Source organism: Alkanindiges hydrocarboniclasticus (assembly GCF_001982605.1).
Taxonomy (GTDB): Bacteria; Pseudomonadota; Gammaproteobacteria; order Pseudomonadales; family Moraxellaceae; genus Alkanindiges; species Alkanindiges hydrocarboniclasticus.
In genome coordinates, this window is record NZ_MLCN01000022.1 from 95,799 (window position 1) to 109,752 (window position 13,954).

General features: G+C 48.3%; 16 protein-coding genes. 7 read left to right on the top strand and 9 right to left on the bottom strand.

The annotated features are described in order from the left end of the window. Positions 1–10: 10 nt before the first annotated feature. Together BKE30_RS08590 and BKE30_RS08595 are read left to right on the top strand one after the other, a co-directional pair. On the top strand, positions 11–415 hold the full coding sequence (locus BKE30_RS08590) for an OsmC family protein (protein WP_076878179.1): 405 nt from the start codon (positions 11–13) through the stop codon (positions 413–415). Positions 416–449: 34 nt separating this feature from the next. Beyond that, positions 450–818, top strand: coding sequence for a glyoxalase superfamily protein (locus tag BKE30_RS08595; protein ID WP_076878180.1), 369 nt, complete (start codon positions 450–452; stop codon positions 816–818). Between the two features lie 145 nt (positions 819–963). Here BKE30_RS08595 and BKE30_RS16005 read toward each other — a convergent pair whose 3' ends face one another. Next, positions 964–1,122 carry a hypothetical protein gene (locus tag BKE30_RS16005; RefSeq protein ID WP_158073177.1) on the bottom strand — a complete coding sequence of 53 codons (159 nt, stop codon included), beginning with the start codon at positions 1,120–1,122 and terminating at the stop codon, positions 964–966. Positions 1,123–1,276: 154 nt separating this feature from the next. Continuing rightward, on the bottom strand, positions 1,277–2,251 hold the full coding sequence (locus BKE30_RS08600; protein WP_076878181.1) for a 2-hydroxyacid dehydrogenase: 975 nt from the start codon (positions 2,249–2,251) through the stop codon (positions 1,277–1,279). 129 nt (positions 2,252–2,380) lie between these two features. On the opposite strand from BKE30_RS08600, the gene BKE30_RS08605 reads away from it, so the two are divergent. The 4 genes from BKE30_RS08605 to arsB all read left to right on the top strand — a co-directional run bounded on the left by BKE30_RS08605 (position 2,381) and on the right by arsB (position 5,124). Beyond that, positions 2,381–2,716: an ArsR/SmtB family transcription factor gene (locus tag BKE30_RS08605; RefSeq protein ID WP_076878182.1), complete on the top strand. Its 336-nt coding sequence runs from the start codon at positions 2,381–2,383 to the stop codon at positions 2,714–2,716. A 115-nt stretch (positions 2,717–2,831) separates the two neighbouring features. Beyond that, a complete protein-coding gene (gene arsH / locus BKE30_RS08610) occupies positions 2,832–3,554 on the top strand; it encodes an arsenical resistance protein ArsH (protein ID WP_264754297.1) in 723 nt (240 codons plus the stop codon). A gap of 35 nt (positions 3,555–3,589) precedes the next feature. Further along, positions 3,590–4,090 carry an arsenate reductase ArsC gene (locus BKE30_RS08615; RefSeq protein ID WP_076878184.1) on the top strand — a complete coding sequence of 167 codons (501 nt, stop codon included), beginning with the start codon at positions 3,590–3,592 and terminating at the stop codon, positions 4,088–4,090. Positions 4,091–4,104: 14 nt separating this feature from the next. Next, entirely contained in the window at positions 4,105–5,124 is a 1,020-nt protein-coding gene (gene arsB / locus BKE30_RS08620; protein ID WP_076878185.1) for an ACR3 family arsenite efflux transporter, read from the top strand. 42 nt (positions 5,125–5,166) lie between these two features. Here the strand turns inward: arsB and BKE30_RS08625 are convergent, their stop codons facing one another. The 6 genes from BKE30_RS08625 to BKE30_RS08650 form a co-directional block, all read right to left on the bottom strand. After that, a complete protein-coding gene (locus tag BKE30_RS08625; RefSeq protein ID WP_076878186.1) occupies positions 5,167–5,961 on the bottom strand; it encodes a hypothetical protein in 795 nt (264 codons plus the stop codon). Continuing rightward, the gene (locus tag BKE30_RS08630; RefSeq protein ID WP_076878187.1) at positions 5,962–7,509 is read right to left on the bottom strand and encodes a 2-isopropylmalate synthase; all 1,548 of its coding nucleotides are present in this window, start codon (positions 7,507–7,509) and stop codon (positions 5,962–5,964) included. 143 nt (positions 7,510–7,652) lie between these two features. Continuing rightward, positions 7,653–9,578: a M48 family metalloprotease gene (locus BKE30_RS08635; protein ID WP_076878188.1), complete on the bottom strand. Its 1,926-nt coding sequence runs from the start codon at positions 9,576–9,578 to the stop codon at positions 7,653–7,655. Positions 9,579–9,629: 51 nt separating this feature from the next. Further along, positions 9,630–10,226 (bottom strand): LemA family protein, encoded by a 597-nt coding sequence (locus BKE30_RS08640; RefSeq protein WP_076878189.1) that lies wholly within the window; start codon positions 10,224–10,226, stop codon positions 9,630–9,632. A gap of 178 nt (positions 10,227–10,404) precedes the next feature. Beyond that, positions 10,405–10,779 carry a DUF962 domain-containing protein gene (locus BKE30_RS08645; RefSeq protein ID WP_076878190.1) on the bottom strand — a complete coding sequence of 125 codons (375 nt, stop codon included), beginning with the start codon at positions 10,777–10,779 and terminating at the stop codon, positions 10,405–10,407. A 155-nt stretch (positions 10,780–10,934) separates the two neighbouring features. After that, positions 10,935–12,116, bottom strand: coding sequence for a GNAT family N-acetyltransferase (locus tag BKE30_RS08650; RefSeq protein ID WP_158073178.1), 1,182 nt, complete (start codon positions 12,114–12,116; stop codon positions 10,935–10,937). A gap of 151 nt (positions 12,117–12,267) precedes the next feature. On the opposite strand from BKE30_RS08650, the gene BKE30_RS08655 reads away from it, so the two are divergent. Further along, complete coding sequence (locus BKE30_RS08655) at positions 12,268–12,573, top strand: DUF3144 domain-containing protein (protein WP_076878249.1); 306 nt, start codon at positions 12,268–12,270, stop codon at positions 12,571–12,573. 95 nt (positions 12,574–12,668) lie between these two features. On the opposite strand, the gene icd is transcribed toward BKE30_RS08655, so the two are convergent. Continuing rightward, positions 12,669–13,925 (bottom strand): NADP-dependent isocitrate dehydrogenase, encoded by a 1,257-nt coding sequence (gene icd / locus BKE30_RS08660; protein ID WP_076878191.1) that lies wholly within the window; start codon positions 13,923–13,925, stop codon positions 12,669–12,671. Between the last annotated feature and the right edge of the window lie 29 nt (positions 13,926–13,954).

The following is a 13,954-nucleotide window of genomic DNA, read 5'->3' on the forward strand; positions in this document are numbered from 1 at the left end:
GAGCATCCCCATGAAAACCATAGCCACAGCAACCACCCAAACCAGTGATGTACGCTACAAAACTGCAATTAAGACAAGCGATTTTGCTCTGGTTGCCGATGAACCTGTGCATGCTGGCGGGCAAAATGCTGGCCCGGCACCTTATGATTATCTTCTGGCAGGTCTGGGTGCCTGCACGTCTATTACCCTGCAAATGTATGCTGAACACAAGGGCTGGAACCTTGGTGAATTGAGCATTGCACTTCATTTGCAAAAAGATAAGGAAGGTAACACCCACATTGAACGGGTGTTAACGACAACTGAATTGCTGAGCGATGAGCAGCGAGAAAAATTACTGGATATTGCAAGCAAAACGCCAGTGACCAAGACATTGCTACAGGGCGCGACAATTAACACCCAGTACTCAAACCAATAATTGATAAAAGCCGAATAACCCCGAGTAAAAAACCATGACCTTACAAAATATTGTGCCTGTACTTCGCATTTTTAATGTGGACAAAGCCACTAAGTTTTATATTGATTTTTTGGGCTTCAAGCTAGACTGGCAACATCGCTTTGGTGATAACTTTCCGCTGTACCTGCAAGTTGCCAAAGACCAGTGCATCCTGCATCTATCAGAACATCATGGTGATGCCAGCCCCGGCAGCAGTAACCGGATTCACTGTACTGATATACAGCAGTATCACCAGATGCTACACGCCAAAGATTATCAGTTTGCCAAACCTGAGCTTAGTCAAACCCCATGGGATACACAGGAATTTCAGGTTACTGATCCATTTTTTAACCGGCTAATTTTTTGGCAGGATATTAAAAAGTAATATTGAACAATATATAGGGTAGCTAAAATAGCCTTAAAGACAAAAAATAAGCTATTAAAGCCAAGCTATTTTTACATCATGCTAGGTAATCACGGGTAACGGGTAGCTATCGCTTGGTCCGGTATCGCCAGTTGATGATTCAACATTAACTGGCGATACCCATGTGGCTTAAAACCATAAAGCCCATTACCAGTCCAGCAGCCAGAAAAAACCACAGGTAACCTGCTTCCAGATTATTGTCATGGCCGCTACTGGCCACATATAAATGTCGGTCAATCATCCGGTGTACACGTCTGTTTTTCATAGCCTCTCCAGCCTTTAACAACCCAAACATCCTGCCTGGCTTTACATCATCAGTCACAAATAGCCTTCATACACACAATCCGAATTTTATGGCTAAAACTACATTATTTGTGCATTAATTCACATTCTATCAGCTTATTGTGAAATGTAAATTATCAGTTTGACCAAACTGATGGATTAACCATATAGGCTGGCTGTTTTCCATTCAGTGCACTATACAGGTTGTCAAAAGCCAGATCATTCATGGCCTGCCGGGTTTCAATGGTTGCCGAACCAATATGCGGTAGCGTTACCACGTTGGGCATGGCAAATAACGCTGAATCTGGCAGAGGTTCTCTGGTATAAACATCCAGCCCCGCACCCAGAATTTGCTGCTGGCTAAGCGCGTCTATCAGGGCCTGCTCATCAATCACCTGCCCGCGCGCCACATTAATTAAAATAGCCGACTTTTTCATCCGGGTCAGTTGCTCACGGCCAATCAGGTGATGGGTATGTTCATTTAACGCCACATGCACCGATACAAAATCCGACTGCTGCAACAGCGCATCCAGACTGCATCGCTGTGCGCCCAGTTGCTGCTCCAGCTCTGGCTTGGCATGCTGGCTGTAATACAGCACATTCATGTTAAAACCAAAACGGCCGCGCCGCGCCATAGCAGCGCCAATATTGCCAAGGCCCACAATGCCCAGGGTTTTACCGTAAACATCCACGCCATACTGGGTGGGTTGCACGGTTTTGCGCCAATTGCCCTGCTTGGTCCACTGGTCAAGCTCAGCAACCCGCCGTGCTGCCGTCATGAGTAAGGCAAAACTCAAGTCTGCGGTGGTTTCGGTTAATACATCTGGCGTATTGGTCAGTAAAATGCCACGCTGATTCAGATAATCCACATCATAATTATCAAAGCCCACTGAAATACTGGAAATCACTTTAAGCCTGTATGCATATTGCAGGATTGATTCATTCAGTACCCGACCCGAACCAATCATGCCATCAGCCTGCGGCAACAGGTCCTGAAACTGTGCTTCCAGATTGCCTGCCTTGGGATTAATCATCAGCAGGTTAAAGGCCTCTTTGAGTTTTTGCTGAAGCGGATTTGATAAATTACTAAAGCCCACCACTGTTTTTTTCATTTTAAAACCGTCCTGAAAATTAGCGCTAACCTAGCAGTTTTTACAGGATCATTCAGTGTCATTGTTTTAAGAGTTCGTGATAAGTATAAATCAATTGATAACTTTTAATATTTCAACTATTATTGAAATATGGAAACCAAATTGATTATTGCTGCCTTAAGTGCACTCGCGCAGGAATCCCGCCTGGCTATCTTTCGTCTATTGGTACAGGCAGGACCTGCTGGCATGCCTGCCGGCCGTATTAGTGAAGCAGCAGGGATTGCCCCGTCATCGCTGTCTTTTCACTTAAAGGAAATGAGCCATGCCAACATGGTGACTTCACGGCAAGAGGGACGCTATGTTATTTACAGCGCCAACTTTGACACCATGAACAGCCTGCTGGCTTACTTGACTGAAAACTGCTGTAACGGTGTTCCCTGCACGTCAGATAGGGCGTGCAATACACCCACGTCAGTTAACCCATAAATCCAGAATATGATTAATTCTAAAGCTGAGGTGGTACTGGATATTTTGCTACGTCCAAGGTTAAACGAATTGACCAAGGACGATGGTAAACGGGTATTTAATAGGGAGAGCAACCGTGTCAACCAAGCCGCATGAGTTACCCAGTCTGGATATTGGCCTGTTGCCGATACCGACCAAGCTACAAGTTGAAATGGATCACGCACTGAGCCATGCACCGCGTATCCTGATTTTATATGGTTCACTACGCACGCGTTCCTATAGCCGTTTTCTGGCACTTGAAGCCCAGCGCATACTGGAATATATGGGCTGCGAGGTCAGGGTATTCCATGCCGATGGCTTACCGCTGCCAGACAGTGAGGATGACAGCCACACCAAGGTGCAGGAGCTGCGCAGTTTAGCCTTGTGGTCAGAGGGCATGGTGTGGTGTACCCCGGAGCGGCATGGGGCCATGACCGGCATCATGAAAAGCCAGATTGACTGGATTCCTTTATCTCAGGGTGCAGTGCGGCCAACCCAGGGCAAAACCCTTGCACTCATGCAGGTTAGTGGTGGCTCTCAGTCGTTTAATGCAGTGAACCAGCTACGCATTTTAGGCCGCTGGATGCGCATGTTTACCATTCCCAATCAGTCCTCGGTTCCCAAGGCATTTTTAGAGTTTGATGAAGCAGGACGGATGAAGCCGTCAGCGCTGTATGAGCGGGTAGTCGATGTGATGGAAGAGCTAGTCAAATTTACCCTGCTGCTGTGTGGTCGTCAGGATTATCTGGTAGATCGCTATTCGGAACGTAAGGAATCGGCAGAAGCACTATCACAACGGGTTAATCAAAGAAGTCTTTAATTTTTTATTAAATCAATTTTTTTTTAGGGAATACCATGGGTCAAAAAGTCTGGAATGTTTTAGTGCTGTGTACTGGCAACTCGGCCCGCAGCATTATGGGGGAAGCACTCATCAATGTGCTGGGACAAGGACGTTTTAAGGCCTATAGCGCGGGTAGCCAGCCCATGGGCCGGGTTAATCCATTTGCGGTTGAACAAGCGCAAACCATTGGCTATGACACCTCAACGGTACGCAGCAAAAGCTGGGATGAGTTCTCACAGCCGGATGCTATTCCCATGGATATTGTGATTACCGTGTGTGATAGCGCAGCGGGTGAAAGCTGTCCATTATGGCGCGGTAGGCCCATCAAGGTACACTGGGGTTTTGCTGATCCCTCGCATATTGATGGGTCTGACGATGATAAGCGCGCTGCCTTTGCGATTACTTTTGCACAAATCCGCAAAAAAGTAGAAGCCCTCATGCAGTTGCCGATTGATAGCCTGACCACCGAGCAGCTTAAAGCCGGGTTACAGGCCATTGGCGATGCTGAGGTTTAAAAAGGATATAAGCCATGAGCATTTTTGAACGCTACCTGACAGTCTGGGTTTTCCTGTGCATTATCGTTGGCATTGCTTTAGGCCAGTTTTTTCCGAGTTTGTTTCAAGCCATTGGACATATGGAAATTGCCAAGGTGAACCTGCCCGTGGGCCTGCTGATCTGGGTAATGATTATTCCCATGCTGCTTAAAGTGGACTTTTCAGCGCTTATGGATGTGCGCCATCATGTCAAAGGCATCGGGGTGACGCTGTTTATTAACTGGCTGGTGAAGCCATTTTCCATGGCATTTCTGGCTTGGCTTTTTATTCGTCATATCTTTGCACCGTGGCTACCAGCCGAACAGCTTGATAGTTATATTGCCGGACTCATTTTACTGGCAGCGGCGCCCTGTACCGCGATGGTGTTTGTCTGGAGTCGGCTGACCAATGGCGATCCGCTGTTTACACTGTCCCAAGTGGCATTGAATGATGCCATTATGGTGGTGGCCTTTGCGCCTATTGTGGCTTTACTGCTGGGCTTGTCGGCCATTATTGTGCCTTGGGATACGTTGATTACCTCCGTTGTGCTTTACATTATCGTACCCGTCATCATTGCCCAGCTCTTACGCAAGGTATTATTAAAAAAAGGCCAAGCCAGTTTTGATCGTGCGATGGAAATGATTAGTCCGTGGTCGATTACTGCTTTACTGGCAACGCTGGTTTTACTGTTTGCCTTTCAGGGTCAGGCGATTATTGAGCAACCGCTGGTCATTGCCTTGCTGGCAGTGCCGATTCTCATTCAGGTGATTTTTAATTCATCACTGGCTTACTGGCTCAACCGCGCTGTGGGTGAAAAGCACAATATCGCCTGCCCTTCAGCCTTAATTGGTGCATCCAATTTCTTTGAGCTGGCAGTTGCCGCGGCGATTAGCCTGTTTGGTTTTCATTCCGGTGCAGCATTGGCCACCGTAGTTGGTGTCTTAATTGAAGTTCCAATCATGCTGCTGGTTGTACGGGTGGTTAATCAAAGCAAACACTGGTACGAAAAAGCCTAACGCCTGCGCATCAGGCAGGCTATTTGACCATTGAATGACTTTTTACTGATTTTTCAGTAGTTGCCACAGTAGCCGTTTTTTGAGCGGCTGCTCAATCAGCTCAGATAAATGTGGCAGGCGCTCAATCCGGTCAGGACAAACCTCATCAGCCAGTTCACTCATTAGGCCAACCCGCTTATCCAGGCCCAGCCGAAACAGGAAACCATTCAAGGCGGCCCTGGAGCCTGTCATTCGCTGCCAGCGCTGTCCTTCAGACAAAGGCCATGAAAAATGGCTAAGCTCCGGTTGCCGGAATGCCAGCAGGATATTTTTCCACAATGTATGTAACTGCGGGTTTTGCAGGTCTGCTTCATTCACCAGCACAATCCACTGGTTAATTTCACAAGCCTGCAAGCGAAAACTATGCAGGTTTGCAGTGGCAGCAGGTTCCACTTCAAAATGATCAACAGCCTGTATTGCATCACTTTCAGATAGCAGACTCACCTGATCAACCCTGTGCTTAACCAGTTCAGGCTGCAATACTACCGGTTGAATTGCTGGGGATGGATGATCCAGATTTGCTGCTGCCTGACCCAGTTCCGGTACTGTGCTGGCGTGAACAAGGGCTTCAGGCTGAACAATTTTGCGGGCAGGCTCATTGATAAAAGAGTCAGCCATAGCTACAGTGACAGGGTGATGCGCGACTTTCTCAGTGCTATTATTTGTTTCTAATTCATCCGTTGCTTGGCGCCACAATTGTACGCTTGGCGCAGATGCAGATTTGGTTACAACAGCCCGGGGCACCCATTGACGGATGCCAAGCGCAGTTAGTAGAGCTCGCTGCCGGGCGTCGTGCATTTACATTACTTCTTCGGTTTGCGGGTTGGCCTTGCCTTCTGTGGTTAGCCAGTTCAGCGCATCCAGATAGGCCTTGGCGCTGGCAATCACAATGTCCGTGTCAGCCCCCTGACCCGTCACAATGCGTCCATTCTGGTTGAGGCGCACAGCCACTTCACCCTGACTGTCCGTACCGCTGGTAATGGCATTGACCTGATACAGCTCAAGGTTGGAACCGGATTTTGCCAGCACTTCAATGGCCTTGAACGTTGCATCAACCGGGCCGGAACCACTCTGGCTAACTGGCATGTCCTTGCCATCAATTTTAAGTACCAGATGCGCACGCGGTGTTTGGCCGGTTTTACTGGTCACTTCCAGCTCTACCAGTTCAAAGCGCTTGATCACATCAGAACCCTGATGGCCGGCAACCAGTGCATGCAAGTCTTCATCAAAAATTTCGCTCTTGCGGTCAGCCAGATCCTTAAACCGGACAAACAGTTCATTGAGCTGCTCATCGGATTCAATGCCAATACCCAGTTCATCCAGACGGGCACGAAATGCCGCACGACCAGATAGCTTGCCCAGCGTCAGCTTATTGGTTTTCCAGCCCACATCTTCGGCGCGCATGATTTCATAGGTTTCACGGTGTTTTAAAATACCATCCTGATGAATGCCGGATTCGTGGGCAAATGCATTGGCACCCACAATCGCCTTGTTGGGCTGTACCACATAACCGGTAATGGTCGACACCAGCCGTGAACTGGGCACAATTTCTTCAGTGCGGATATTGGTCGTAACGTCATAAATATCACGACGCACGCGCGTGGCCATTACAATTTCTTCCAAGGCGGCATTACCTGCCCGCTCACCCAGACCATTAATGGTACATTCCACCTGACGCGCACCACCACGCACCGCTGCCAGTGAATTGGCCACTGCCATACCCAGATCATTATGGCAATGCGCTGACCAGATTACCTGATCTGAATTGGGCACTTGCTCCAGCAAGGTTTTAAAGCGCTCATAAATCAGCTCGGGCGTAGAATACCCGACGGTATCCGGCACATTAATGGTTTTAGCACCTGCCTTGATCACCTCGTCAAAAATTCGCACCAGAAACGGTACTTCCGAGCGAATCGCATCTTCGGCAGAAAATTCCACATCATCGGTGTATTCACGCGCAATCTTGATGGCTTTAACAGCCGCCTCAATTACCTGCTCTTCATTCATGCGCAGTTTGTATTGCATGTGAATGGGACTGGTGGCAATAAAGGTATGCACCCGACCACGATTGGCTGCCTTAATGGCTTCACCAGCACGACGAATATCTTTCTCGTTAGCACGCGCCAGTGAACAAATAGTGGAATCCTTGATAATGCTGGCAATACTTGAAATGGCCTCAAAATCACCGGGACTCGCCGCTGCAAAACCAGCTTCAATCACATCAACACCCAGACGCTCCAGTTGCCGCGCCACCCGGAGTTTTTCTTCCTTGGTCATGGCAGCACCGGGACTTTGTTCCCCATCACGCAAAGTGGTGTCAAATATGATTAAACGGTTGCTAGTCATGGCTACCTGTCCTTACTGATCAAAAACGCATGGGATGTGGCTAAAACAGCAACATCGCAACTGAAAAAGAGGCTTATTGTATCTTGATTTGAAGGGTTAAGCTTAAAAATTCAAGTCCTATCTTGCTATGCTGGTGGTGTTGATCAGGAGCTGATCTCAAGCGCAATTTTTCTGGCCGTGTAATCAGCCAGCGTTTTAGCCTCAAAACCCATACGCCAGTAAAGCAGATCCAGCACGTCCTGCTCCTCCTGACTAATAATCGTATCTGACCACAAACAGGTTTCCGCAGCTGCCAGAATATTCATGCGCTCACGCTTGAGCAACCCTGCCAGTTGATGTAAAACCTGACCCAGATTAACGGGATCATCGGTTACACGTTTCTTTTGTGCCACATCAAACTGTCGTGCTGATAAAATTGTCCGTAATACCCGCAGGCGTGCCTGTGCGATTTGTTCAGGTTTTAGTTTTTGCACATGCAACAGGGATTCCACCAAAAAAGTTATGGCCGGGCCACAGTTCTCTATGGCAACAGGCACCACAGGCGGTAACTGCTTAAGCTTGGCCTTGACGCGCTCCAGCAATAGCACATCCAGCAAACCAATATGTCCATCCAATTGGATAATATCAGCCAGACGGGTCAGTAACTGGCGCGCTGCACTGGCAGGCAGTTCTCCCAAGGCATCAATCGCCTGCAAAAAAATACTGATGTATAGACGCGGGTCAAGTTTTGCCAGTGCCTCTACAATGGCTCGGCTGACCTGCTGCTTTTCGGGTTCACAGGCAATCTGCTGGCGCAGGGCTAAAATGGCCGCCAGCAGTTCGCGGCAACCTGCCGACGTACTAAGCGCGCGCTTGATCACATCAGGACGTGCTGCGTTCTGGCGCATTTGTGGGCTTAATGGCTTGACCGCATCCTTGATTTTTACTGTTACGGGATGCAGCCGAACGGTAGGTAATGGCACGGGCGGCTGCCATTCAATCGGGGCAACTTGCTGCTCAGGGGAAACAATTTCATCGTGCACCACTATCTCTGCCTGAGACTGGTCAAACTGCTTGCGCACCAGAATCCGCTCCTGCACCTTGGCACGCCGCAATGCAGCCGGACTGATTTCGCCAATTCGGTGATCAAGGTCAGGGTGCGTTGCAAACAGGCTATTGCTATGGAGTGCCTGCCCAAAACAAAAATGGCTGATGGATTCGGTATACACGCCATGTAACTGGGTGCCGATATGATGGGTGCGGATTCTGAGTAAGGCCTGTAGTACGCCATTGGTGCGGGTAAACTGCATGCTGGATGCATCCGCCAGAAACTCGCGCTGCCTTAAAATGGCAAACTTGAGCAAACGGGCCATCAACACGCCAAGGCTTCCCACCAGCCAGACCAGCCCGCCAATGGCAATAAACAGGGCGTCGGCATGCCGGTTACGCTGCACATGACGTTGCAGGGAAAAACCAGTTTGGGCAATCCAGCTACCCAACTGGCTCACTGCAAGCAAGCCCGCAACCCACGCCACCAGACGCAAATTAAGCTGGGTATCCCCATGACGGATATGACTATATTCATGGGCAATCACGCCCTGTAACTCATGACGATCCAGCGTCTGCAACATGCCCCATGTTACTACCAAGGCCATGTCCATAGCGCGGTAACCTGCCACAAAGGCATTGACGCCCAGCTCATCATCCAGCACATACAGCGCCGGCATGGGCACACTGGATGCCACTGACATTTCCTCAACCACATTTTTCAGCATGCGTTCTTCAGGAACCGTCGTTTCAAACTGGATACGCCGCGCCCCCAGACGATTGGCCAGTGCCCGCCCGCCCTCGCGTAAGCGGTAAGCTTCCCAGAACGATCCGCCCAGAATTATCACCAGCATACTGACAATAATCATAGGGGTTAATGAATGATGAATAAAGGAACCGGATTGCTCAAAGGGATACAGCACCATGCCAACCAGCAGGTTCATGACAAAAATGGTAAAGCCCACTGCCAGCACAAACAAAGTGACCAGTATTAGGGTATAGCGCTTTGCCTGTTCCTGCCTGCCCCAGAAGTCCACATTCATGATTCCTGTCAATGTGTTTTAAATAGTTAAGCCTAAAGAATTCATACGGCTTTAAAGGCTAATGCGCAAGGATGAACGCACGGTTTTTGGATCATCCAGCACCAGCAGTTTCATGGGCTTAAAGCTAAAAGCACCGGCAATAAAATTACTGGGGAACATCTCACAGGCATTATTGTAAAACATCACCTGATCATTATAGGCCTGCCGGGCAAAGCCCACCCGGTTTTCAGTACTGCCCAGTTCTTCCATCAATTCCTTGACCACACTATCTGCCTTTAGCTCAGGATACTGCTCCATGACAGCGGTAAACTGGGCAAGGCTATTGCTTAAGCGCTGCTCGGCCAGCCCGAGTTTTTCCACCAGCTCAGGTGATTGATACGTGCCACTGGCAGCCAGATTACGCTGCGCCTGTACCGCAGCATCGCGTGCAGCAATCACCCGCTCCAGCGTGTCTTTTTCATGGCTCATGTAAGCACGGGTTGCCTCAACCAGATTGGGAATCAGGTCATGGCGGCGCTGCAACTGCACATCAATCTGCGAAAAACCATTACGGGCCGCATTGCGTCTGGCAACCAGTCCATTAAATAATCCGATAATATAAAGCAGGCCACCTAAAATAATGGCCAGAAAAATAATTAATCCCCACATTGCTACTTATCTCCCTGTCTTATTGTTCAGGCAACTTGAACTATAATGCCATAAAAAATAGACCGATAACGCAATTTTACGCCAGTCCATAGATAACGGGCTATCACCCGAAGTAATAGCCCGTTATTTAAACTGATCAGGAAAAATTGTAGTCATAAAGCCTGATTTATTTTACCGCTTAATCAGCCTTATCGTATTTCCGGTGACGCAGACTCACCCGGCCACGGCAGATATCGCTGAGCATGCGCCAGTCGGACACAAAGCTGTATAACGGTTGCTTAAAGGATGCAGGCTTGTTTTTTTCAAAGAAAAAATGCCCAACCCATGCGCAGGCATAACCGGTCACAATGCCTTTTAGCAAATAGCTTTTACGACCTGTTCGAATGGTCTTATAAATCCCGTATAAACCGGCAATACTGCCTAGCGCGTGTAGTCTGCGGCTCATCACATTACTGTGTTCAGTCAGGTAAAACCGGTAAAACTCGCCATAGTTGCGGATCGGCATGGCAAGTGGCTGATTTGTCGATTCCCGGGTTGAGACGGCTTGATTCATTGATATACTCCCTCACTATTGTGGCCGGCTGTCTTTTATCAGACAGTAATTACAGATCATCTGTTGCAGATCGGTTTAACCGGGCCAAATGTCATTTGCTTAAGCTGGCGATAAGTTAAAGCTGGCTTTTAACCAGCCATTTTATAAACTATGAATCAGGATGTCTGTTTAAACGGTGTACTGGCCAGTGCTGCCCGATAATAATCATCAATATAGTCTTTTTCCTGCACACAAAATTCCTGTACGGCCTGCATAAATTCAGGTCGCGTCAGCCAGTGTACTGAATGGGTATATACCGGTGCAAAACCACGAATCAGCTTATGCTCGCCCTGCGTACCCGGATCAAAAAACTTTAATTGCTGATGAATGGCATATTCAATGCCCTGATAATAACAGACCTCAAAATGCAGGCAATCCACAGCTTCCACAGCGCCCCAGTAGCGTCCGTACAGGGTCTGGTCATCCTTGAAAAACAGCGCCGCAGCAATCCCTTGCTCATCACGGCTGGCTTTGATCAGCAGTATCTGCTGGGGCATTTTCTGTAGCAGTTGGCAGAAAAACTCATAGGTCAGGTAAGGACGCTGGCCACGCACATAATAGGTATTGGCATAGCACTGGTAAAAAAATGCAATATCCTCAATAGTGAGTTCTGCCCCTTCTATCCATTGCACCTGAATGCCCTGCTGAACAATTTTCTGCCGCTCCACCTTAATGCTCTTGCGTTTTTTTGCAGTCAATGCTGCCAGAAAATCATCAAACTGCGTATAAGCCTGATTACGCCATAAAAACTGGCAATGGTAGCGAATGGCCACGTCAGATTGTGTTTGCAAAAAATCCAGCAGGGGCTGATCTATAAACAAACCATGCCATGATGACGCTTGCTGTTGCGTTGCGAGTGCCTGTATGGCCTGAAAAATGAACGGCCATATTTCTGCAAATTGATAACCTTGTGCCAGTAGTAAGCGCTGACCAGTCACGGGTGTAAAAGGCACACTGCTGACCAGCCGGGGATAATAGTTTAAGCCATGTCGTGCATAGGCATCAGCCCAGGCATGGTCAAATACATATTCACCCCGATGATGGGTTTTAATAAATAATGGCAAAAAAGCCACGGGACGTCCTGCATCTTCCAGCAGGATATGCGAAATCTGCCAGCCAGTGTGCAAACCAATGGCATGCTGCTGTTCAAGGGCCTGCCAAAAGCCAAGCTGCAAAAATGGCTGGGCTGGTGTCAGGGCTTCAAATAGCGACGCAGCCTCATTAACCGATTCAATATAGCGTACCTGATAACTACTGGCCTGATGACCCGTGTGTTGATTAGAACTGTTGTGCTGCACCCTGAATATCCATCACGCTTAATGGCTCAAGTATTGAAGCGCGCCTGCAAAATGTAAAGATGCAATTGTTAAGGAAGGTGATGGAATTTAGGCAAACATTGGCTCAAAATAAGACATCTATGTTTAGTAAATTATGCCTGCAATGACTGATATGAAAAACCCGGAAGCTCAACACGACACCAAGCCCAATGAATTTTATGACCGTGTGGATGCATTCATTCACGCGGCCAACCAGCAATGCAGTCAGGATGATAAAGGCAAAGTCAGTGCCTCGTTTTTATTTGCGGCGGCCCGCTTTAATAGCTGGGTGAGTGCTTCTGGCTTTGAGAATAGCGAACTGATGCAAGCCAACCGGCAGGAACTGGTACAGTATTTTGTGCAGCAGTATCAATCCATGCTGGAAGATAATCTGGATGAATTTATTACAAACTTTTCCAGTTACCAAAAAGGTCAATAGTCTTTTATGTCTAGCAGCTTTGTCGTGTAGGTTTAACCCAAAGCCATAAAAAAACCCCCAGTTAACTGAGGGTTTTTCTATTAATAAACTGGAATCTAGTCTTCCATGTTATTAATTATCGCATCACCGAACTCGGAACAACGCAGCAAGGTTGCATCGGGCATTAAGCGCTCAAAGTCATAAGTGACGGTCTTGGCTTCAATGGCACCAGCAATACCCTTAATAATCAGGTCAGCCGCTTCGGTCCAGCCCATATCACGCAGCATCATTTCCGCTGACAGGATAATGGAACCCGGGTTTACCTTGTCCTGACCGGCATACTTGGGTGCTGTACCATGCGTTGCTTCATACACAGCAATCGCACCGCCAATGTTAGCACCCGGTGCAATACCAATACCGCCAACTTCAGCGGCCAGCGCATCAGAAATATAGTCACCGTTCAGGTTCAGGGTTGCAATTACCGAATAATCTGCTGGACGCATCAGGATCTGTTGCAGGAACGCATCCGCAATGACATCCTTGATGATAATGTCCTTGCCGGTTTTCGGGTTCTTGATTTTAACCCATGGGCCGCCGTCAAGCAGTTCACCACCAAAGCGCTCCATGGCCAGCTCGTAGCCCCACTCCTTGAACGCGCCTTCGGTATATTTCATGATGTTGCCCTTGTGAACCAGAGTCACAGATGGCTTGTCATTATCAATGGCAAACTGGATGGCTTTACGCACCAGACGCTGGGTACCTTCTTTGGACACCGGCTTCACACCAATACCGCAATTTTCATCAAAGCGGATTTTGGTTACACCCATTTCCTCTTTCAGGAACTTGATGACCTTAATGGCTTCTGGTGAACCTGCTTTCCACTCAATACCGGCATAAATATCTTCCGAGTTTTCACGGAAAATAACCATGTCAGTCAGCTCAGGATGATGAACCGGACTGGGCACACCCTTGAACCAGCGTACTGGACGCACGCAGACGTATAAATCCAGTTCTTGGCGCAGTGCCACATTTAGGGAACGGATGCCACCACCAACCGGTGTAGTCAGCGGGCCTTTGATGGAAACTACAAATTCGCGCAAGGCTTCAAAGGTTTCTTCCGGCATGTAGCTGCCATAAATACGGTCGGCTTTCTCGCCGCAATAAACTTCCATCCATACGATAGATCGTTTTCCGCTGTATGCCTTCTGAACTGCGGCATCTACAACCTTAATCATCACAGGTGTAATATCAACACCAATACCATCGCCTTCAATAAACGGAATGATCGGATGATTGGGGACGTTCAGTGACAGGTCTGCATTTACGGTGATTTTGTCGCCATCTGCAGGAACCACGATCTTCTGATAACCCATTGTACAGGTGCTCCCTTTTTCTAGTGATT